Origin of the sequence: Sinorhizobium sp. BJ1, from assembly GCF_002531555.1 — a bacterium.
In the GTDB taxonomy this organism is placed as follows: Bacteria; Pseudomonadota; Alphaproteobacteria; order Rhizobiales; family Rhizobiaceae; genus Sinorhizobium; species Sinorhizobium fredii_B.
In genome coordinates this window covers 25569-47552 of record NZ_NWTH01000039.1, presented here as the reverse complement: position 1 = coordinate 47552, position 21984 = coordinate 25569, and the positions used below count along the sequence as shown (strand labels likewise).

The window sequence follows — 21984 nt, the reverse complement described above, 5'->3', positions numbered from 1 at the left end:
TCAGCGACAGCAGCCAGTCCTTGCTGAACATGACGCCGACCAGGCCGACCAGGGTCAGGAAATCCCGGGCGATCGAGGTGACCGTCATGTTGAGCACGTCGCGGATGCCGCTGACGTTCTGGCTGACCTTGGCGGCAAGCTGCGCCGAGCGATGCTCGTGGAAATAGCCGACGCTGAGCGCCATCAGGTGCGCGTAAAGCCGGCGCTGATAGCGCGCCACGATGTTGTTGCCGATCTTCGAGAGCGCCACCGCCTGGCCGTAGGTCGCCAGGCCGCGCAGCACGAAGGCGGCGAAGATGGCGCCGCAGATGGCCAGGACGATATCGGCCCGCCGGTTGGCGAAGGCCTCGTTGATCACCGTTTCCATGATCCAGGCCGTGAAACCCGTCGTGGCCGCCACCACGACGAGGCAGGCGATGGCAAAGGCATAGCCGCGGATGTGGTCGCGGCCGTTTTCGGCGATGACGCGTCGCAGGATTCCGGTGATCGTCTCGGAGTCGACCGTGCGCTGTTGTCTGTCCCTGGCGTTCAAAAAGCCCGTCTTCCCTAACGCGTGATTCCTTAAATCGAAATTGATTGAAGGAATCATGCAGCTATTCAAAGTACTACAGCGAGCTTTGCGCGTCTGAACAGACGCGCGGCGCTGTCCCCTGTTGTGGCTGCACCACCTGTCGGGCGCTCTATAGTGGCTCGAAGCCTTTTTGGCGAGTCTTTGCGTCGATCGGCGCGTTCAGCTTCTCCAGCGCCGTCCCTCCATTGCAACACCGAAATCTCGCGGCGCGCGTGCGAAGGCGGCAAGCCCGGAAAGCGCCGCCATCGGATGAACCACCGCAAAAGTGGGAATCGATCGCATCAGCGCCGAGTGCGGCGCCTTGTCCTCGAAGGCGGCGCGGAATTCCGGCTTCATCAGGGCCGACAATATCTTCTGCGAAATACCGCCGGCCAGGAAGACTCCGCCGCGCGCCATGAAGATCAGCGCCATGTCGCCGGCAACGCGGCCCAGATAGGTGCAGAACAGCGACACTGTCTCGACCGCCGCCGGGTCTTGCCCGGAAAGCGCCCTGGTCGTCACCTCCGCCTGATCCTTCAGCGACGGCTCGACGCCATCGGCCGCGCAGACGGCGCGGTAGAGATTCATGATGCCGCGGCCGCAAAGGATCTGCTCTCCCGCCATGCGGCACTCGATTGGATCGAGGAACGGCCATATACGGAAATCGCGTTCGCTGCGCGGTCCGATGTCGACATGGCCGCCTTCGCCCGGAACGGGAATCCAGGTGTCCTGCGCGAAGACGAGGCCGGCGACGCCGAGCCCGGTGCCGGGGCCGAGCACCACGCGGGAACTCCGCGGCCGCACGCTGCCACCGCCGATCTGCACGACGTCCTGGTCGGCCGGCGCGGCAATGGCGAGCGCCTGCGCCTCGAAGTCGTTGATGACCAGCACGTCTTCCAGTCCGAGCCTCGCCAGCATGTCCTTCGGCCGGATAACCCAGCCGGCGTTGGTTAGCGGAATCTCGTCGCTCTTGATCGGCCCTGCCACGGCGAGGATCGCCGAGCGCGGTTTTTCGGCGATCTGGTCGAGAATGCTCTTCTGCAGCGCTTCTTCGATAGTCGCGAAGTCACCCGTCTTGACGGGCGGCAGTTGCAGGAGCTCGGAAGCTGCATCGACGAGCAATGCGAAACGGGCGTTGGTGCCACCGATATCGCCGATCAATATCGGAAAGGAGAAACTGTGTTCACTCGCACTGGGCATGGCAGGTCCGTCCTGATCGCGGCATGAATTTCCTGAGATGTATCAGTTGCGCCTGAAGTCGATCAACTGCTCGGCGGTCGCGCGATTGAGCGCCATCGGAATATCGTAGACGATCGCCAGCCGCATCAGCGCCTTGACGTCGACGTCGTGGGGCATGGCGGTCAGCGGATCGACGAAGAAGATAAGGCAGTCCACGTCGCCGGTGGCGATCAACGCACCGATCTGCTGGTCGCCGCCGAGCGGACCGCTTTTCAGCCGCGTGACGTCGAGGCCGGGGCAGGCGTCGAGAACGCGGCCGCCGGTCGTTCCGGTCGCAACGATCTTCCAACCGGAAAGCGTCGCCTCGTGCGCCTTGGCGAAGGCCGCGAGGTCATCCTTCTTCTGATCATGGGCGATCAGGGCGAGACATTTGCGATCTGCCATGCGGCGTCCCCGGCAAGCTCTCGTGGACCGGAGCAGAAAGCACGGCGCGATCACACTCCAGTCCGGATTTAAATCGATTTGAACGGCCTATACATGAGTGCCGCGAAATTGCAAAGACACTTGTGGGCGGGCCCTTTCCTGGTGGTTATTGGAGGGCGGGGCGCGGCAGCGGCACCGGGATATTGGCGAGCGGCGCTTCGGCCGCGGCGCCGATGACCGCTTCGATGCTCGTCGCCGCGGCGGGAATGGCGGCAGGAGCCCGATAGGCCGTGCCGTAGGTCGCCTGCTGTTCGGAGCCCGGCGCGGGGCCGTTCAGCACGAGGGCGCAGGCCTTCGGCAGGTCGCCGAGCATCGCAAATTTCGGCTTTGGCGGCTTCTCGCCGGGTTTCTTCTTCGGCTTTGCCCAGGGCGTGTCGGTAAACCACCAGGCGAGCGACTTGTCGCAGCCGTCGCCGGCCGGCACCGCGGCCTGGTCCTTGCAGCCCTGCGAGCCGGCCGGGCACTTGATGCGAATGTGGAAATGGTAGTCGTGGCCGTAGATCGGCCGCACCTTGCCGAGTGCTGCGCGATCGCCACGCCAGGTGTCGCAGAGCTTCTTCTTGATGGCCGGGTTGACGAAGACGCGCTCGACGTCGGGGTAGCTCGCCGCCATCATGATCAGCCGCGCATGGGCGGGGGTCCACACGGACCGGTCGATCGTCAGGAACTTGCTCTTGTCGAGCATGGAGGTCGCGGAAATCGATTCGCGCTCCTGATAGCTGAGCGTCCTCTGCGGCATCGGCGTCAACCAGATATCGGCGTCGAGCCCGATCTGGTGCGAGGCATGGCCCGACAGCATCGGGCCGCCGCGCGGCTGCGAGATATCACCGAGCAGAAGGCCGGGCCAGCCAATCCTTTCGGCCGCATCGTGGGAGAGGCGCTCGATTAACGCGATCATCTCAGGATGCCCCCAGCGCCGGTTGCGCGACAGGCGCATCGCCTGCCAGGTCGGGCCATCGGTGGGGATAGCGATACCGCCGGCCAGGCAACCCTTGGAGTAGAAGCCGTAAGACGTCGGCGCCGCCTCGGTCGGCAACGCCTTTGCGCCGAAGAGCTCCTTGGCGGGCGTGCCGTCCCCCGACGCGGCGTCGGTCGTCAGCAGGCCCGCGCTCACGGCCAGGGCCAAGAGCCCAGCGCCGCAGCGTCGAAGCGCAGCACTCGTGTCAAATCCCATTCCATCCCCCATCGGCAACGACGCGAAACATGCGGGCAAATCCCGCCGGCTCCTATACTGATTCGCCGCGGTTGCATCAGCCTTGCGACTCACCCTGATGTGACTCAAAAATTTCGCCTGATTTGGGGCAGACCCTGTCAATTGCCCTGATTTGGCCTATTCTGGTTTTCAAGAATAACCGAAAATACAAGGAGAAAGGGCAGGATGCTGGAATTTGGCGGTATGGGGCAAGCGAAACTGGCAACCGCATTCCTGGCAATGTCCCTGCTCCTTGCGCCCTTGGCAGAGGCCCAAGAACAACCAGCCTGGCATCACGGCCTGTCGCTGATCGGTGAACTCAAATACCCGCCCGGTTTCAAGCATTTCGATTATGCAAACCCCGATGCTCCGAAGGGCGGAGACATCAGACTCTCGCAGACCGGGACCTTCGACAGTTTCAATCCGCTCCTCGCGACCAAAGGGGAGGCGGCCGTAGGGCTGGCCCTCGTCTTCGACACGCTGATGAAACCGGCGGATGACGAGATTTCGACGGCCTACGGGCTTCTCGCCGAGAGCGTCTCCTATCCCGATGACATCTCGTCGGCGACCTTCCGCCTGCGGCAAGAGGCGAAGTGGCAGGACGGAAAGCCGGTTACACCCGAGGACGTCGTCTTCAGCTTCGAGAAAGCGAAGGAACTGAACCCGCTTTATCAAAGCTATTACGGACATGTGGTGAAGGCGGAAAAAACCGGCGATCGCGACGTCACCTTCCACTTCGACGAGAAGAACAATCGCGAACTGCCGCACATTCTCGGCCAGATCCTGATTGTGCCGAAACATTGGTGGGAAGGCGCCGGGCCGGACGGCAAGCCGCGCGACATCGCCCGCACGACGCTCGAGCCGGTCATGGGATCCGGCCCCTATCGCATCGCCTCGTTCTCCGCCGGCGGCACGATCCGCTACGAGCGGCGCGGCGACTATTGGGGCGCCTCGCTCAACGTCAATCTCGGGCAGAACAACTTCAACTCGATCACCTACTCCTTCTTCGGCGACCGCGACGTCGAATTCGAGGCCTTCCGTTCCGGCAACATCGACTACTGGACCGAGAACCAGGCGAGGCGCTGGGCAACCGGCTTCGATTTCCCGGCGGCAAAGGAAGGCCGTGTCAAGCGCGAGGAAATCCCTAACCCCTTCCGGGCGACGGGTGTGATGCAGGCGATGGTTCCGAACATGCGCCGCAAGCCTTTCGACGACGAGCGCGTGCGCCAGGCGCTGAATTATGCCCTCGACTTCGAGGAACTGAATCGAACGATCTTCTTTAATCAGTACCAGCGTGTGAACAGCTTCTTCTTCGGCACCGAACTCGCCTCGTCGGGCCTGCCCGAAGGCGCGGAACTGAAAATTCTGAACGAGGTCAGGGAGTTCGTGCCGCCGGAGGTATTCACCACGCCTTACACAAATCCGGTCGGAGGCACACCGGAAAAGGCGCGCGACAACCTGCGCAAGGCAATCGCGCTGCTCAAGGATGCCGGCTTTGAACTCAAGGGCAACCGCATGGTGAACAAGAGGACTGGCAAGCCTTTCGTCTTCGAAATTCTGGTAAACAGCCCAGCGCTCGAGCGGGTCGCGCTCCCCTATACGCAGAACCTCAAGCGAATCGGCATCGAGGCGAGCGTGCGTATGGTCGATCCGTCGCAATATACGAACCGGGAGCGTAGCTTCGATTACGACATGACCTGGGAGGTCTGGGGCCAGACCCTAAGCCCCGGAAACGAGCAGGCGGATTACTGGGGGTCGAAGGCGGCCTCGCGCGAAGGGTCCAGGAACTATGCCGGCATATCCGATCCCGGCGTCGACGCATTGATCCAGCGCGTCATCTTCGCCAAGGACCGGGAGACGCTCGTTGCGGCGACGAAAGCGCTCGACCGTGTCCTGCTCGCCCACAATTACGTCATCCCGCTCTACTACAAGCTCAAGGCCAATATCGCCTATTGGGACAAGTTCGGCCGGCCCGCGGAATTGCCGAAATATGCGATCGGCTTTCCCGACGTGTGGTGGTTCAAGAGCGCTGCAAGCCAATGAAGACTTGCACTTGAGACCGCTCTCGATTCCAAATGTAGGAAACGAATCAGCTAAAATGCGGGTAACGACCGGCCGCATCGGCCGCCCCAAGGAGTATAGGATTGAGACGAAATAGACGGCAAACCAGCGCCCCTATAACCGGCGGCGCCACAATGCCGAGGTCCGCCTGATGGGTGCCTATATCCTGCGCCGGCTGCTCTTGATGATCCCGACGATCATCGGGATCATGGCGATCTCCTTTGCCGTCGTGCAGTTCGCGCCGGGCGGCCCGGTAGAGCAGGTGATTTCGGATCTGACGAATGCCGCGGGATCCGATCGGCTGTCCGGTACTGGTGGCGATCTCGTCCCGGGTGGCGGCGACGACGGCGGACGCTATCGCGGCGCGCAGGGCCTCGATCCCGAATTCATCGCCAAGCTCGAGAAGCAGTTCGGCTTCGACAAGCCGCCGCTCGAGCGCTTCGTCACGATGATGTGGAACTATGCCCGCTTCGACTTCGGCGAGAGCTTCTTCCGCAACACCTCGGTCGTCGACCTCATCGTCGAGAAGATGCCAGTGTCGATCTCGCTCGGGGTCTGGATCCTCATCTTCTCCTACGCCATCTCGATCCCGCTCGGCATCAGGAAGGCCGTCTCCGACGGCTCGACTTTCGACGTCTGGACCTCCGGCGTCATCATCATCGGCTATGCGGTGCCGAGCTTCCTGTTCGCCATTCTCCTGATCGTAATCTTCGCCGGCGGCTCCTTTTTCGACTGGTTCCCCTTGCGCGGCCTCGTTTCGGAGAATTTCCATGAGCTACCCTGGTGGCAGAAGATCCTCGACTATTTCTGGCACATGACGCTACCGCTGATCACGCTGCTGCTTTCGGCCTTCGCGACGACTACCCTGCTTACCAAGAATTCCTTCATCGACGAGATCAAGAAGCAATATGTGACGACGGCGCGCGCCAAGGGGCTCACCGAGCGCAAAGTGCTCTACGGTCACGTCTTCCGCAATGCGATGCTGATCATCATCGCCGGTTTTCCGGGCGCCTTCATTTCCGCCTTCTTCACCGGCTCGCTGCTGATCGAGTACATCTTCTCCCTCGATGGTCTTGGCCGGCTCGGCTATGACGCGGTGGTCAAGCGCGACTATCCGATCGTCTTCGCGACCCTCTACATCTACTCGCTGATGGGCCTCGTCGTCGGCCTCATCTCCGACCTGATCTACACTTGGGTCGACCCCCGCATCGACTTCGAGCGGAGGGATGTCTGATGAGCACGGTCGCGACCTATGCGAGGGCACCCGAAAGGGGCTGGCTGACCCCGATCGGCCGGCGGCGCTGGCAGAACTTCAAGGCGAACCGGCGTGGCTACTGGTCGTTCTGGATCTTCCTTGTACTCTTCGGCCTCAGCCTCTGTGCCGAATTTATCGCCAACGACAAGCCGATCGTCGCCTCCTACAAGGGCGAGATCCTGTTTCCGGCGTTGGTGGACTATCCCGAAGAAAAGTTCGGCGGCTTCCTCGCCGAAACCGACTTCCGTTCCGATTTCATCCGCGACGAGATCGAGGCGAACGGCTGGATGGTGTGGCCGCCGATCCGCTATTCATACCAGACGGTCAACTCCAACATCCCGCATTCGGCGCCGACCGCGCCCTTCTGGCTGATGAGCAAGGAGGAGCGCTGCTCCGCCTATCCGCAAGGCGCCGCCGATCCCGGATGCATAGTCGGCAACTTGAATTGGCTCGGCACCGACGACCAGGCGCGCGACGTCATGGCGCGGATGATCTACGGTTTCCGCATCTCGGTGCTGTTCGGCCTCGCGCTTACCATCGCCTCCGCGGTGATCGGCGTTTCGGCCGGCGCGGTGCAGGGCTATTTCGGCGGCTGGACCGACCTGCTTCTTCAACGCTTCATCGAGATCTGGTCGTCGATGCCGGTGCTCTACATCCTGCTGATCATTGCTGCCATCCTGCCGCCCGGCTTCTTCATCCTGCTCGGCATCATGCTGCTCTTCTCCTGGGTCGGCTTCGTCGGCGTGGTCCGGGCCGAATTCCTGAGGGCGCGGAATTTCGAATACGTCAATGCGGCACGCGCGCTCGGCGTCGGCAACGGCACCATCATGTACCGGCACCTGTTGCCGAACGCGATGGTGGCGACGCTGACCTTCCTGCCTTTCATCCTGTCGGGCTCGATCACCACGCTGACCTCGCTCGACTTCCTCGGTTTCGGCATGCCGCCCGGCTCGCCGTCGCTCGGCGAGATGATCTCCCAGGGCAAGTCGAATCTCCAGGCGCCCTGGCTGGGGCTCACCGCCTTCTTCGCCATGTCGATCATGCTGTCGCTGCTGATCTTCGTCGGTGAGGCGACGCGCGACGCCTTCGACCCGAGAAAGACGTTCCGGTGAGCGAGACGATGACAGACACCCTCCTCTCCGTGCGCGATCTCTCCGTCGCCTTCCATCAGGGCGGCGACACGTCCATCGCCGTCGACCACATCTCGTTCGACATCAAGCGCGGCGAAACGGTTGCGCTTGTCGGCGAGTCCGGCTCGGGCAAATCGGTCACGGCGAACTCGATCCTGAAGCTGCTGCCCTACCCGGCCGCCAGCCACCCGAGCGGCGAGATCCTCTTCAACGGCAAGGAACTGCTGAAGGCGAGCGATGCCGAGCTGCGCCACGTTCGCGGCAACGACATCACGATGATCTTCCAGGAGCCGATGACGTCGCTCAATCCGCTGCACACGATCGAGCAGCAGATCGGCGAGATTCTCGAGCTTCACCAGGGCATCGAGGGCGCTGCGGCGCGCGCGAAAACGCTGGAGCTCCTCGATCAGGTCGGCATCCGCGAAGCGGAGAAGCGGCTCGGCGCCTATCCGCACCAGCTTTCCGGCGGCCAGCGTCAGCGCGTGATGATCGCCATGGCGCTTGCCAACCGTCCGGAACTCTTGATCGCCGACGAACCGACGACGGCGCTCGACGTCACCGTGCAGGCACAGATCCTCGAGCTTCTGAAAGCACTCAAGGACCAGCACGGCATGTCCATGCTGTTTATCACCCACGACCTCGGCATTGTCCGCAAGATCGCCGACCGGGTCTGCGTGATGACCAAGGGCAAGATCGTCGAGACCGGCCCGACGGCGGAAATCTTCGCCAACCCGCAGCACGCCTATACGCGGCACCTGCTCGCCTCCGAGCCTAAGGGGGAGCCGCCGGCTTCCGATGCATCGAAGCCGATCGTCATCGAAGGGAAGGACGTGAAGGTCTGGTTTCCGATCAAGGCCGGTTTCCTGCGTCGCGTCGTCGACCATGTGAAGGCGGTGGACGGCATCGATCTTACGCTTCGCGCCGGGCAGACGCTGGGCGTCGTCGGCGAATCCGGCTCGGGCAAGACGACGCTCGGTCTGGCGCTGACGCGGCTGATCTCGTCAAAGGGACGGATCGCGTTCATCGGCCAGAATATCGACGCCTATAGTTTCGGCGAGATGCGGCCGCTCAGGAACCGGATGCAGGTGGTCTTTCAGGATCCTTACGGATCACTCAGCCCGCGCATGTCGGTTGCCGATATCATTGGCGAGGGGCTGAAGATCCATGAGAGGGCGCTCTCCGACGACGAGCGCGACTCGAGGGTCGCCGCGGCGCTGCAGGAGGTCGGCCTCGAGCCGGCCACCCGCTGGCGCTACCCGCATGAATTCTCCGGCGGCCAGCGGCAGCGCATCGCGATCGCCCGCGCCATGGTGCTGAAACCGCAATTTGTCATGCTCGACGAGCCGACCTCGGCGCTCGACATGAGCGTTCAGGCGCAGGTGGTCGACCTCCTGCGCGACCTGCAGCGCAAGCACAACCTCGCCTATCTGTTCATCAGCCACGACCTCAAAGTGGTGCGGGCGCTTGCCAACGAGGTGATCGTCATGCGGCTCGGCAAGGTGGTCGAACAGGGGCCGGCCCAGAAGATTTTCAGCGCGCCCGCCGAAGACTACACAAAGGCACTGATGGCCGCCGCCTTCAATCTCGAGGCCGTCAACCTTTCCGCCATCCGTCAGTAGAGCGCCCGCAATGCCCGCGAAAAGCCCCGTCATCGTCGACCTGAAATTCATTCCGGACGAAGTGGATACCGCCCTCGAGGGCGCCTTCCCCGGACGCGAAGTGATCAACCTTGCGGATCCGACCCATCGAGGACGGGACCTCTCTGGCATCGACTATGCGGTGGTCTGGAAGTCAGCGCCCGATCTCTTCTCGCGCGCGCCGGACCTGAAAGTCGTCTTTTCCGGCGGCGCCGGCGTCGACCATGTGCTGAAACTGCCGGGCCTCCCCGAGGTGCCGCTGGTGCGGTTCGTTGACCGGACGCTGACGACCCGGATGAGCGAATGGGTGGTGATGCAATGCCTGCTGCATCTGCGCCAGCAGCGCGCCTACGAGGCGCTGGCAAAGAAGCGCGAGTGGCGCGATCTCAGCCAGCCGGAGGCCGCCGACGTCACCGTCGGCATCATGGGCATGGGCGTGCTCGGACAGGACGCCGCCCGCAAGCTTGCCGTGATGGGCTTCAAGGTGATCGGCTGGTCGCGCAGCAAACGGACCGTCGAGGACATCGAGACCTATGACGCCGCCGGCCTCGACGCGTTTCTCGGCCGGACGGATTTTCTGGTCGGCCTGTTGCCACTGACGCCCGATACGCAGGGCATTTTCAACGCAGCCCTCTTTAAGAAACTCCGCCGCAAGGGTCCGTTCGGCGCCCCGGTGTTCATCAATGCCGGCCGCGGCGGCAGCCAGGTGGAGGCCGATATTCTCGAGTGCCTCGATTCGGGCGTGCTGGACGCCGTGTCGCTCGACGTCTTCGAAGAGGAGCCGCTTTCCCGGGATAGCCGCTTCTGGGACATGCCGAACGTCTATGTGACGCCGCACGTCGCCGCGTCGTCAGACGTCAAGGCGCTCTTTGCCCATGTCAACGAGCAGATCGACCGCTTCGAAAGCGGTCTGCCTTTGGAGCATGTGGTGGATAAGGTAGCCGGCTACTGATCTGAGGCGCCGCGTCCTCCCTCTGTCATCCTCGGGCTTGACCCGAGGATCCACACACAAGATGAGCGGGTGGGGCGTACCTGGCTGGTTTCTGGATCCTCGGGTCAAGCCCGAGAATGACTGAGCTTTTGGCAGGATTCAGCCCAAATCGCCTAAGGCCGGCGATACCCCGTCGGCTCTCCGTAAAGCCAGCCGATGCGGCGGATGGCGTCGTCGAGCCCTTCGCGGGCAACGGTCATCGTATAGCCATTGGCATGCACCAGGGACTTGTCGTCCTCCATGATGGCGACGTGCCCTTTCCAGAAGACGAGGTCGCCGCGGGAGAGGTCGTCGCGGCCGATCGGCTGGCCGATCGCGGCCTGCATATCCGTGTCGCGCGGTGCCTGCCGGCCTGTCATCTGCATCGCGAGCTGCACCAGACCGGAACAGTCGATGCCGAAGCCGGAGCGGCCACCCCAGAGATAGGGCGTTTCGAGGAAGCGGGTGGCGATGGCGACGTAGTCGTCGCCGATCGGGCCACCGGCCGGCGCGCAATGGTTGGTGACGACCGCCAATCCACCGTCGAGGAGAAAATAGCGCGTGCCGCGCGTCTCGGCCTCGCCGACGACATTCAGCCGGCTTCCCATCGAGAGCGCGAACGCTTGCGGGAAGCGTAGGTCGGCGCCGCGATAGACGAATGTGCGGGGCACCGCGACGATGTGGGTCGCCGGCGCGCCGGGCTCCCCGACCGCATCCCGCGGCACGTAGCCGACATAGCCGTCGAGGTCCGACTTGACCCAGGCCCATCCGTCAGCGACGTCGAGAATGCGTGCCGTTTCGCCATAGAGCAATTCCGTCTCGGTGCCGCCGGCGAGATCCGGCCTTGCCCGAAGCGTCGCCACCGGCACGGACACCGTGGCCGGCGTCCCGTCGACGAAGCGCTTGGCTTCGACGAGACCGCGCAGGCGCTCTTCCGCAAGGTCGGCGCGATAGGCATTAAGACGGCGATCGAGCAGTTCTGGCATGGCTGAACTCACAGTTTGCGGCCCTGATTGATGATCAGATCGCCGAACTTTTCAAGATATAGCGCGCCCTCGACGGTGCGCTTGATGACCACATTACGCCTGTCGCGCTCGTCGCGCACCCGGTCGACGAGGCCGAGCGCGCCCATCGTGTCGAGAGCGCGGGTGATCACCGGCTTCGTCACGCCGAGTTTCGCAGCCAGACCGCGCACCGTGTGCGGCGGCGGCACGAGGTAGATTTCGAGCAGGATCGCCATCTGGCGGAGCGTCAGATCGCGGCTATCGACGCGGACCTGCTCGAGCGAGACGGCATGCCAGAGCCCCAGCGCTTGGGAAGGCGTCAGTTCGACCGGCAAGGGAACTCCTGCGTAAGTCACGTTGCCAGCACCATAGGCGGCCGATCGTTACGCAAGCGTTTCTTCCAGTCATCGAATCCCGGCGACGAGTAGCATTCCCCTACCCTGCAAGCCGGTCTATGTGTTGATAGAGCGCCCTTATTGCCTGGGCTTCACCGCCGATCGGCGAATGCGGACGTTCGGACGGGGCCCAGCCGAAAATGTCGAAATGCACCCAGCTCTTCGCATTCGTCACGAAGCGCTTCAAGAACAGCGCCGCGGTGATCGAGCCGGCCATGCCGCCCGAGGGCGCATTGGTGAGATCCGCGATCCGGGCGGAGACATCCTTGTCGTAGCCCATATGGAGCGGCATCCGCCAGAGCGGATCGTCCACCGCAAGGCTCGCCTCGGAAAGGCCGCGGGCCAATTCCTCGTCGTCGGTAAAGAAGGGCGGCAGGTCCGGGCCGAGCGCGACGCGCGCTGCCCCGGTGAGCGTCGCCATGTCGATGATGAGGTCTGTGCTCTCCTCATCGGCATAGGCAAGCGCATCGGCAAGGATCAACCGGCCCTCGGCATCGGTGTTGTCGATCTGCACCGTCAGGCCCTTGCGGCTCCGGTAGATGTCGCCTGGCCGGAAGGCATTGGAGGAAATCGAATTCTCGACGACCGGCACGATGACGCGCAGGTCAACCTTCAGCTTCGCGTCCATGATCATCAGCGCGAGGCCCATGACATTCGCGGCGCCACCCATGTCCTTTTTCATCAGCAGCATCGAGGCGGCCGGCTTGATGTCGAGACCGCCGGTGTCGAAACAGACGCCCTTGCCCACGAGTGTCACCTTCCTGTGTCCCTTCTTGCCCCAGCGCATCTCGAGGAGCCGCGGCGCCTCGGCGCTGGCGCGGCCGACCGTGTGCACCAGCGGGAAATTCTGGGTCAGCAGGGCTTCGCCGGAGATCACCGAGACGTCGGCCTTGTAGTGGGCGGCGAGCGCCCGGAAGGCCGATTCCAGCGCTTCCGGCCCCATGTCGTTGGTCGGCGTGTTGATCAGATCTCGGGCCAGGAAGACGCCGGCAAGCTGCCGCTTGATGTCGGCCGCATCCGCGTCGGCCGGGATCATCAGTGTCGGCGCCTCGGGCTTGGGGGACTTGTAGCGCTCGAAGCGGTACGAGCCCAGGCCGTAGCCGAGCGCCAGGCGATTGGCGGTCAGCGGCGCCGTCTCGATATGCCATTTGCCGGCTGGCAGGGCGCGGGCGAGCTTGCCGCTCAGGAACGGCGCCTGTGATGGCTTCGTGCCGAGGCCGAACAACGCGCCGCCGAGGTGGCCGTCCGCCGAGGGGATGAGGAGAACGGCGCCGGACTCCGCCTTGAAGCCGGCCTTTTTCGCCCAGTCGAGGGCGATCGGGTCGATGCTCCCGGACTCGATATGCGCCGGCGTCACCGCGAAGATGGGCAGCGTCTTGCCGGCGCTGGCGTTGAACGGCGACGGCCGCTCGATGAACTGGAAGGGAGCCATGAATGTCCTCGACTGACGGATAAGGGATGGTGCAATTAACGCTCTGTTAGGGTTAACAGATTATTGCTGGAGTGAAAGTTGCGCCGTTGATGTTGGGAGTTCCGGTGCCAATTGCCTGGTGGGACGCCGCTTCATGACAACGCAAGACATCTTCTCTTCCTCCATGCATCGCCTCGCTGTTGCAGCCGCGGTCGCGCTGACGGCGATGGCGCTCGGCGGCTGCGCCGGACAGCAGGGCAATAAGGAGCTGACGACCGGCTCCATCCCGAAGCTGTCGAAACCGGTGCCGTCGATGAACGCAACCGAGCTTGCGGCAGCCGCGGAGAACATCGGCCAGGCCTACGAGCGCGACCCCAGGAACCGCGAAGCGGGCCTGAACTACGCCAATCTCCTGCGCATGAGCGGGCGCAACGAACAGGCGCTCGCCGTGATGCAGCAGGTGGCGATCAACCACCCGACGGACCGCGAGGTCCTCGGCGCCTACGGCAAGGCCCAGGCCGCCGCCGGACAGCTCGAACAGGCGCTTGCGACGATTGGCCGGGCGCAGACGCCCGACCGGCCCGATTGGAAGCTGAAATCGGCCGAAGGCGCCGTCCTCGACCAGCTCGGCCGCTCGTCCGAGGCGCGCCTGCGGTATCGCGAGGCGCTGGATCTCCAACCCAACGAGCCCACGATCCTATCGAATCTCGGCATGTCCTATCTCTTGACCAAGGACCTGAAGACCGCCGAGACCTACCTCCGTTCTGCCGCAGACAAGCCCGGCGCCGACAGCAGCGTCCGCCAGAATCTCGCCCTCGCCGTCGGGCTGCAGGGGCGTTTCCAGGAGGCCGAAACAATCGCCCGGCAGGAGCTGACTCCCGAGCAGGCGGAAGCCAACGTCACCTATCTGCGCTCAATGCTTTCCCAAAAGGGCGCCTGGACCGAGCTCGCCAAGGCGGACGACGGAAATACGAACTGAGCGGGATGAAGAAGGCCGCACAGTTTTGCGCCCTTCACCGCGCGTTCACTTCTTCGTGAGATAGCACCCCGACTATGAAGGTTGCAGATGGTCGGCGCAATTTCCGGCTCAACCGCGATGGCGGTTGTCAGCTCATCGAACTCCACTTCATCGTCGAGCACTGTTTCAGAGATCGAGGCGCAAATCGCTCGGAAGGAGGCGGAGCTTTCCAGACGAGACCGAGAAGCAGACGATCCAAAGCGAGATCGCGGCACTCGAGTCCAAGCTCGAGCAGCTTCAAAGCACAAGCAGCAACGCGGCCGAAGAGAGCGTGCAGCCAGAGACCAAGCTTGCCGGTGAAAGCGAATGAATCGGCACGCGCAATTTCGATGAAGAAACCGAATTCGGCGAGCGCACCATCTACCTGTAATGCACGTCGCTCGACAGCGTGGCGCGCGGTCTGGGGCAAAGACATCCTGTTATGACAGCATTGAGCTGCTTGTGATTGCATCCTCGGGTCAAACCCGCGGATGATCGATTACTTGCGAATCCCGCAGCCCACTCTACAAGGCGCCGCGTCTAGAACTTATCCGCCACCTGTATTCCCGCCGGGCCGAGAATGACGGCGACGAGCACCGGCAGGAAGAAGAGGATCATCGGCACCGTCAGTTTCGGCGGCAGCGCGGCCGCCTTCTTTTCCGCCGCCGTCATGCGCTGGTCGCGGCTTTCCTGCGCCAGCACGCGCAGAGCCTGTGCAATCGGCGTGCCGTAGCGGTCGGCCTGGATCAGCGCCTGCATCACCGCTTTGACCTCCTCGAGGCCACTGCGCAAGCCGAGATTTTCGAGCGCGATGCGCCGGTCGGGCAGGAACGACAGTTCCGCCGTCGTCAGCACCAGTTCCTCGGCCAGCGCCGCCGACTGGGCAGAAATCTCGTCGGCGACGCGCCGCATGGCGAGTTCCATCGAGACGCCCGATTCGACGCAGATCAGCAGCAGGTCGAGCGCGTCCGGCCAGGCACGGCGGATCGAATGCTGGCGCTTCGATATCGCATTGGCGATGAAAATGTTCGGCGCATAGAAGCCGAGATAGGAGAAGCCGAGCGCGAAGCATACACGCAGCATGAACGGCTTGTCGGCAAAGTTGCCCAGGACGAAAATGTAGACGACGGAAACGCCCAGAAACAGGAACGGCAGGCAGAACCGCGCGAAGAGGAAGCTATTCAGCGCATTCTGCGAGCGGTAGCCGGCGGTTTTCAGCCGATTGACGGTGTTCTCGTCCACCAGCGCCTGCCTGAGATTGAGCCGCTCGACGATCTGCCGAACCGAGGTATTGTGCTGCGCCCTGAGACTTGCCTTGCCGGCCGCGGCTTCGGCGTTCAGCCGGGCACGCTCGCGGGCGCGGATCTGCTCGCGTTCGGTGGCGACGGATTTCATTCGCTTGGTCAGGTCGCCGCGTTCGAAAAGGGGAATGGCGAGCGAGTAGAAGGTCGCGAGCACGGCCATCGACACGAGGACTGCGATGATTATGTTCGGGTCGGTGAGTGTCCTTATCCAGCCGTCCATCGCGCTCTCGCCTCAGATATCGAAATTGATCATGTTGCGCATCACGAAGATGCCGATGCTCATCCAGACGGCCGAGGCACCCATGATGAGATGTCCGCGCGGATCGGTGAAAAGCACCATCATGTAATCGGGCGATGTCAGATAGACGAGCGTCGCCACGATGAAGGGCAAGGCGCCGATGATGCAGGCCGAAGCCTTGGCCTCCATCGACAAGGCGCCGACCTTCGCCTTCATCTTCTTGCGCTCGCGCAGGACCTTGGAGAGATTGCCGAGCGCTTCGGACAGGTTGCCGCCGGCCTGCGCCTGGATGGCGATGACGATCGCAAAGAAGTTCACCTCGGGCAGCGGAATGCTCTGGATCATGCGGGCGCAGGCCTCCGGAACGTTGAGACCGACCTGCTGGGATTCGACGACGCGGCGGAACTCCGTCTTCACCGGCTCCTGACCGTCGCTGGCAATCAGCCGCAATGCATCGTTCAGCGGCAGACCGGACTTGATCGAGCGGACCATGACGTCGAGTGCGTTCGGAAACTCGTCGAGGAATTTCTTGCAGCGCCGCTTGATCTTCCATCCGACGACCCAACGCGGCAAACCGGCCGCTGCGATCAGCCCGACACCGGCAGCGATCCACAGGCCGGTCCCGGCGATGAGGACGACGATGAAGGCGAACAGACCGAAGACCGCGCTGAACAGATAGAACTGCGTCGGGGAGATCGAGAGATTGGCCTGCTCCAGCCGCTTCTTCATCGACGGAGCGGAATTGGCCGTTTTTTCCTGCTGCTTCTTTTCGAGCTCCTTCAGTGAATCCTGCAGGGATTTTCGCCGCTTGGACATTTCGTTGACGCGGTCGCGGGCCGCCTTGATCTTTACGCGGTCCGTCTCGGCGGCGCTGACGCGGCGCAGGCGGCCTTCCGCCTTCTTGTCGTTTTCGATCCGGGAATAGAGCACACCGTAGGCGAGCGCCGCCGCCGCAAGCGCGACGAGGCCGGCCAATGCCAGGACGGTGATGTCTATGCCGAACATCGCGTGATCTGTTCCTTCGCTTCAGCAGCCCGCGGGCGGAATGCCGCGGGGTTCCTTGTGGGAGCGGGATGCGGGCGGAAAACCGCACACACTTTTCCTCATCCCGCTCTAGTTCTTTTCCATCGCGTCGAGTGTGGCGGCGAGCCGCTTGTCCTCGTTGAAGTAGCGGGCACGATCCCAGAAATGCGGCCGGCCGATACCGGTCGAAACATGGCGGCCGATAATCCTTCCGTTGGCGTCCTCGCCGTCGATCTCGTAGCGCATCAGGTCCTGGGTGACGATCACGTCGCCTTCCATGCCGGTCACCTCGGTGACGTGGGTAATGCGGCGCGACCCGTCGCGAAGACGCGAGGCCTGGATGATCACGTCCACCGAGCCGGCGATGATTTCGCGAACGGTCTTGGCCGGCAGCGTGTAGCCGCCCATGGCGATCATCGACTCCATGCGGCTCAGGCACTCGCGCGGGGTGTTGGCGTGGATCGTGCCCATCGAGCCGTCATGGCCGGTGTTCATCGCCTGCAGCAGGTCGAAGACCTCCGGGCCGCGCACTTCGCCGACGATGATGCGTTCCGGACGCATGCGAAGGCAGTTCTTGATCAGGTCGCGCATGGTGATCTCGCCCTCGCCCTCGATGTTCGGCGGGCGGGTTTCGAGACGAACCACGTGCGGCTGCTGCAATTGCAATTCGGCGGAGTCTTCGCAGGTGATGATCCGCTCGTCGCTGTCGATATAGCGCGTCAGGCAGTTGAGCAGCGTCGTCTTGCCAGAGCCTGTGCCGCCGGAAATGACGATATTGCAGCGGACGCGGCCGATGATCTGCAGCAGAACCGAGGCCGCAGGCGTGATCGACCCGAAGCGGACGAGCTGCTCCAGCGTCAGCTTGTCCTTCTTGAACTTGCGGATCGTCAGGGCCGTCCCGTCGATCGCCAGCGGCGGGGCGATGACGTTGACGCGCGAGCCGTCCGGCAGGCGGGCGTCGCAGATCGGGCTCGATTCGTCGACGCGCCGGCCGACCTGGCTGACGATGCGCTGGCAGATCGACAGAAGCTGAGCGTTATCGCGAAAACGGACCTCCGATTCCTCGACCTTGCCGCCGACTTCGATAAAGGTCTGGCCGGCGCCGTTGACCATGATGTCGGCGATGTCGTCGCGCGCCAGCAGCGGCTCGAGCGGCCCGTAGCCGAGTACGTCGTTGCAGATGTCGTCGAGCAGCTCCTCCTGCTCGGCGATCGACATCGCGAAGTTCTTGATGGTGATGATGTCGTTGACGATGTCGCGGATTTCCTCGCGCGCGCTCTCGGTATCGAGCTTGGCGAGTTGCGACAGGTCGATCGTATCGATCAGCGCGGAGAAGACCTGCGATTTCGTATCGTAGTAGTCCTCCGCCCGCGGTGCACGGCGGCGCGCCGGTGCGGCCGGTTGCGCACGGGGCGCGGCAGCGGCCGGTTCGGCGAGGATAGGCGCCGTGGGACGCTCCACTACCGCCGACGGCGCCGCCGGCATGGACGGCGGCATCACGAGCGGTTGCGCGCCAGCCTTGCCAAAACCTTCATTTCCGCGTTTGCCAAACATCACTTCATTCCGCTTGCTGCATCATTCCTTCGGTTTCGAACCGGACGGGAGCCAGAAATGCTCCCTCCGCGCGGGCGCTATCGCCTGCCGAGCTTTGCCAGAACCTTGCCGAGACCGCCCTTGCGTGCCTTCTTGATCGCCGTGCGTCCGGTCAGAAGATGGGCGAGCTGCGAAAAGGTCTCAGCGGCGGGGGATTTCCTGTCGATTTCCGCGATCATCCGGCCGCTATTGGCGGCATTTCCGAAGAGCACCGTGTCGAAGGGGATGATGGCTGCAGCCTCGATTTCCAGCGACTCGCAGAATTCGTTGGGAGCGATTTCCGGCCGCTTGGGCATCCCCACCTGATTGAGGACGAGATGTGGCGCCCTGTCGTTCGGCCGAAGCCTCTTCAGAGCGTCGAGGAGGTTCTTCGTATTCCGGAGACTTGCCAGGTCGGGAATCGCGGTGATCACCACCTCGTCGGCCTCCCCGAGCACTGAACGGGTCCAGTCCGACCAGGCGTGCGGGACATCCAGCACCGACACGGGCGCGCTGCGCTGGAGGATTTCGAGGATCGGCTGGAAGGCTCCCGCCTCGAAATCATAGGCGCGGTCCAGCATCGAGGGCGCAGCGAGCAGCGACAGGTGTTCGGAACACTTGGTGAGAAGCCGATCGAGAAAGACCTCGTCCAGCCGGTCCGGCGCCGAGACGGCCTCGGCAATCCCCTGCGGCGGATCCTGGTCGAAATCGATGTTTGCCGTGCCGTAGGGCAGATCGAGGTCGGCGAGGATGGTTTCCGTCGAGAACAGGTTGGAGATGCCCCAGGCGCAATTGTGGGCAATGACCGACGAGCCGCAGCCCCCCTTGGCGCCAATGAAGGCGAGGCTTCGCCCGACCGGTTCGGCTTCGGGATCGACGAAGATCGCCGAAACCGCCGCCAGCAGATCCGCCATCGCTACCGGCGCGACCATATATTCCGAGATGCCATTGCGGATCAGTTCGCGGTAGAGCGCAATGTCGTTGTGGCGGCCGATGATGACGACCTTGGTGGTCGGGTCGCAGACCGCGGCGAGCGGCGCCAGCTCCGCAAGCAGGGATCGCGGCTCCGTGGCGGTCTCGAGGATGATCAGATTGGGCGTCGACACGCTCGCGAACATGTTTGCGGCGGCGGCGATACTGCCTCCGGTGATGCGAAGGCTCACCTTCGCCATACGGCGATCCTGCCCACAGCGCTCCATGAGGCGCTGCATGGCCTCGCTCTCGCAGAAGGCATGGATCGAAATGCGCGGCAACGGCCGAAGCTGATCGAGATCACCGGGGCGCGATACGTCCGCCGCAAGCTCGGCTCCGCCGGTGTCGATGCTGTATTCAATCGCGCTCATCTTCGTTCCTCGAAATGCTGCATCATCCAACCGTCGCTCAGTCATCCGAGGCCGCATCGCGCCAGGCGTCGATCACTTCCCCGCGCTGGGCCGCGTCGACCGGCGACATCTGGCGCGGACCGATCAGGTCCGTCGGATTGGCGATCTGTGCGGCCAGGTTGGACTGCGAAGCGCAGCCGAAATTATAATAGTTGCGGTTTTCCATCGTCAGCGTCAGGTCTTCCGGCCACTCGCCGCAGGGCGCGGTCTGCGCGGTGATCGCGACATAGCTCAAGCGGATGGGCGCGGCGTCGCCCGAAGAACGCGCTTCGTAACTCGTCTCGATCATTCTCTTCGGCGGCACGCCGGCAGCCGCCAGCAGGCGCCGGATGTCCTTGCGGACGATTTGCGCGGCGTGGCTGTTGACGGAGCCGCGCGGCAGCATGATCTGGATCACGCCGCTCGACGCATTGCGGTATTCGGTGGCAAAGCCGCGGATGACGTCGCGCGTGCCCGCGGTCAGCCGTCTGTCCCCCGAGGCGACCGGAATGTCGATGACCCGCTCCCCTTCGGCAATGACGATTGGATGGCGGGTACGGTAGTCGTCGGGGATCGAGCCGGTCGACAGATTGTCCTTGCTGCCGCAGCCGGCAAGCAGGCCGGCGACGATCGCCAATGCGGCCATGCTAGCGAAGGTGCGGGTCAACGACATCGGGGCCGGCCTTTCAAGTCTTTTGTGAACTGCGTTTCGGTTGTGCATGACCCGACCTATTTGTAGATGAACCCGACAGTGCCGTGATAGCGGCCGACTGGGGCGGCCGCCTCCGGACGGCCGTAGATCCGATTGACGCGACCGACGAAGAAGCTCTCGAGATCATTAGCCGGATTGAAGTTGTCGTCTGGCCGCGACAGCGCGCTGCGGGCGACCGGCCGCACCAGATAGGGCGTCGCGATGATCACGAGTTCGGTCTCGTTGCGCTGGAAATCCTTGCTGCGGAACAGCGTGCCGAGGATCGGGATTTTCGAAGCGCCGGGCAGGCCGGACATCGCCTGGCGGATATTGTCCTGCACGAGACCGGCGATGACGATCGAGCCGCCGGAGGGCAGTTCGACGCTGGTCGAGGCTTCGCGCCGGCGGATGCCGAGGAAGGTGTTACCGGGGATAGTAGTGACCCCATTACCCGTGACCACTGATCCTTCATACGTCGGTTCGGAAACATCTGTTTCGATCTGCAGGCTTATCCGACCGGCTCCGAGAACGACGGGCTTAAAATTCAGCCTTATACCGTACTCGACGTCGTTAACTTCACGCTCGACACCGTCTTCGGCGACTTCCTGAGCACCGGCAAGCCGGAAGTCGCCGCCAACGTAAAACTTCGCCTGTTGACCGGAGATCGCGGTCAAGCTCGGTTCGGCGAGCGTCCTCATAACGCCTGCCTGCTCCATGGCATTGATGTAACTCGAAATCGTCGTCGCGCCGATCGAGCCTGAAATGACGGCGTTGGTGCCAAGGCCGATTGCGTCGCCGAGATTGGCTGGATTGCGAAAGCTGATACCGCTTTCGCCATCAGTGACGCGGCCGTTGAAGCCAAGTTGCTTCAGCACCTGCCGACTGACCTCCGCAACAGTGACTTTCAAGGTCACCTGATCCTCGCCCTCGACCGTTAGGAGATTGACGATCTGCGAGGTCTGACGTTCCTCGGCAAAAATATCGGCGTCACCATTGGTACCCTGGGCGGTGATGTTGCGGGTCGTCGCCTCACCGCCCTGCAGGAAGGCGCGGGCCAAATCGACTGCCTTGGTGGAGTCGAGCGGCGTGCGGACCGTGCCGGTCAGGACCACGTTGTCGGAAACGATCTCGACATGGATATCCGCGTCGGGAATGAAGCGGCGCAAGTTGGCTTCGAGGCCGGCGACATCACGTTCGACGGCGACATCGAGGCTGACGATCTCCTCCCCATTCGGGCCGAAAACGAAGATGTTCGTCTGACCGACGGTCTTGCCGAACAGATAGATGCGGCGCGACGTGCGCGTGACGGCATCGGCAAGCGCCGGATCGGCAACGAGAATATCGTGGGCGTCTGTAGGGAGATCGACGACGACTGCCTTGTTGAGACCGAGATTGACCTTCTTCTTCACGCCCGGACCGCTCTCGACGATATGGACGACTGACGAGGCGGCGGCTTGCGCGGTCGGGACAGCCGGCAACATCACTCCGGAAAATGCCAGTGAGAAGGAAAGACCGGCTGCGAGACAGGTCC

Annotated in this window: 20 protein-coding genes; 6 read left to right on the top strand and 14 right to left on the bottom strand. The window is 63.2% G+C overall.

The window, feature by feature from the left end; all coding sequences use genetic code 11:
* The 4 genes from CO676_RS29675 to mepA all read right to left on the bottom strand — a co-directional run.
* Window positions 1–532 (bottom strand): ABC transporter transmembrane domain-containing protein (locus tag CO676_RS29675; RefSeq protein WP_245424540.1); only part of this gene is annotated, 532 nt, incomplete at its 3' end.
* A 198-nt stretch (window positions 533–730) separates the two neighbouring features.
* Window positions 731–1750, bottom strand: a complete 1020-nt coding sequence (locus CO676_RS29670) for a glucokinase (protein WP_014766593.1) — start codon at window positions 1748–1750, stop codon at window positions 731–733.
* A gap of 42 nt (window positions 1751–1792) precedes the next feature.
* A complete protein-coding gene (locus CO676_RS29665) occupies window positions 1793–2173 on the bottom strand; it encodes a methylglyoxal synthase (protein ID WP_014330524.1) in 381 nt (126 codons plus the stop codon).
* A 145-nt stretch (window positions 2174–2318) separates the two neighbouring features.
* The gene (mepA, locus tag CO676_RS29660; RefSeq protein WP_014766592.1) at window positions 2319–3386 is read right to left on the bottom strand and encodes a penicillin-insensitive murein endopeptidase; all 1068 of its coding nucleotides are present in this window, start codon (window positions 3384–3386) and stop codon (window positions 2319–2321) included.
* A 204-nt stretch (window positions 3387–3590) separates the two neighbouring features.
* Here mepA and CO676_RS29655 point away from each other — a divergent pair, with 204 nt between their 5' ends.
* The 5 genes from CO676_RS29655 (at window position 3591) to CO676_RS29635 (ending at window position 10439) form a co-directional block, all read left to right on the top strand.
* Window positions 3591–5447 carry an extracellular solute-binding protein gene (locus CO676_RS29655; protein WP_097523716.1) on the top strand — a complete coding sequence of 619 codons (1857 nt, stop codon included), beginning with the start codon at window positions 3591–3593 and terminating at the stop codon, window positions 5445–5447.
* 169 nt (window positions 5448–5616) lie between these two features.
* The gene (locus tag CO676_RS29650; protein ID WP_097523715.1) at window positions 5617–6699 is read left to right on the top strand and encodes a microcin C ABC transporter permease YejB; all 1083 of its coding nucleotides are present in this window, start codon (window positions 5617–5619) and stop codon (window positions 6697–6699) included.
* On the top strand, window positions 6699–7832 hold the full coding sequence (locus CO676_RS29645; RefSeq protein ID WP_014766589.1) for an ABC transporter permease: 1134 nt from the start codon (window positions 6699–6701) through the stop codon (window positions 7830–7832). Before CO676_RS29650 ends, CO676_RS29645 begins: the two co-directional genes overlap by 1 nt.
* 8 nt (window positions 7833–7840) lie before the next feature.
* Window positions 7841–9469, top strand: a complete 1629-nt coding sequence (locus CO676_RS29640; RefSeq protein WP_097523718.1) for an ABC transporter ATP-binding protein — start codon at window positions 7841–7843, stop codon at window positions 9467–9469.
* 10 nt (window positions 9470–9479) lie between these two features.
* Window positions 9480–10439 carry a glyoxylate/hydroxypyruvate reductase A gene (locus tag CO676_RS29635; protein ID WP_097523714.1) on the top strand — a complete coding sequence of 320 codons (960 nt, stop codon included), beginning with the start codon at window positions 9480–9482 and terminating at the stop codon, window positions 10437–10439.
* 152 nt (window positions 10440–10591) lie between these two features.
* Here CO676_RS29635 and CO676_RS29630 read toward each other — a convergent pair whose 3' ends face one another.
* From CO676_RS29630 to CO676_RS29620, 3 genes are all read right to left on the bottom strand, one after another.
* A complete protein-coding gene (locus CO676_RS29630; RefSeq protein ID WP_014766586.1) occupies window positions 10592–11443 on the bottom strand; it encodes an NlpC/P60 family protein in 852 nt (283 codons plus the stop codon).
* An 8-nt stretch (window positions 11444–11451) separates the two neighbouring features.
* Window positions 11452–11796 (bottom strand): MarR family winged helix-turn-helix transcriptional regulator, encoded by a 345-nt coding sequence (locus CO676_RS29625; RefSeq protein WP_014766585.1) that lies wholly within the window; start codon window positions 11794–11796, stop codon window positions 11452–11454.
* Between the two features lie 100 nt (window positions 11797–11896).
* Window positions 11897–13288 (bottom strand): M17 family metallopeptidase, encoded by a 1392-nt coding sequence (locus CO676_RS29620; protein ID WP_097523713.1) that lies wholly within the window; start codon window positions 13286–13288, stop codon window positions 11897–11899.
* Between the two features lie 133 nt (window positions 13289–13421).
* Here CO676_RS29620 and CO676_RS29615 point away from each other — a divergent pair, with 133 nt between their 5' ends.
* Window positions 13422–14246, top strand: coding sequence for a tetratricopeptide repeat protein (locus CO676_RS29615; RefSeq protein ID WP_014766583.1), 825 nt, complete (start codon window positions 13422–13424; stop codon window positions 14244–14246).
* A gap of 127 nt (window positions 14247–14373) precedes the next feature.
* On the opposite strand, the gene CO676_RS35520 is transcribed toward CO676_RS29615, so the two are convergent.
* From CO676_RS35520 to CO676_RS29580, 7 genes are all read right to left on the bottom strand, one after another.
* A complete protein-coding gene (locus CO676_RS35520) occupies window positions 14374–14736 on the bottom strand; it encodes a hypothetical protein (RefSeq protein WP_161623547.1) in 363 nt (120 codons plus the stop codon).
* A 68-nt stretch (window positions 14737–14804) separates the two neighbouring features.
* Entirely contained in the window at window positions 14805–15788 is a 984-nt protein-coding gene (locus tag CO676_RS29605) for a type II secretion system F family protein (protein WP_097523712.1), read from the bottom strand.
* A 12-nt stretch (window positions 15789–15800) separates the two neighbouring features.
* Window positions 15801–16811: a type II secretion system F family protein gene (locus tag CO676_RS29600; protein ID WP_014766580.1), complete on the bottom strand. Its 1011-nt coding sequence runs from the start codon at window positions 16809–16811 to the stop codon at window positions 15801–15803.
* A 108-nt stretch (window positions 16812–16919) separates the two neighbouring features.
* On the bottom strand, window positions 16920–18383 hold the full coding sequence (locus CO676_RS29595; protein ID WP_179875697.1) for a CpaF family protein: 1464 nt from the start codon (window positions 18381–18383) through the stop codon (window positions 16920–16922).
* A 77-nt stretch (window positions 18384–18460) separates the two neighbouring features.
* The gene (locus CO676_RS29590) at window positions 18461–19744 is read right to left on the bottom strand and encodes a CpaE family protein (RefSeq protein ID WP_097523711.1); all 1284 of its coding nucleotides are present in this window, start codon (window positions 19742–19744) and stop codon (window positions 18461–18463) included.
* Between the two features lie 37 nt (window positions 19745–19781).
* Complete coding sequence (locus tag CO676_RS29585) at window positions 19782–20435, bottom strand: CpaD family pilus assembly protein (RefSeq protein ID WP_179875696.1); 654 nt, start codon at window positions 20433–20435, stop codon at window positions 19782–19784.
* A gap of 56 nt (window positions 20436–20491) precedes the next feature.
* A complete protein-coding gene (locus CO676_RS29580; protein ID WP_245424538.1) occupies window positions 20492–21934 on the bottom strand; it encodes a type II and III secretion system protein family protein in 1443 nt (480 codons plus the stop codon).
* Window positions 21935–21984 lie beyond the last annotated feature (50 nt).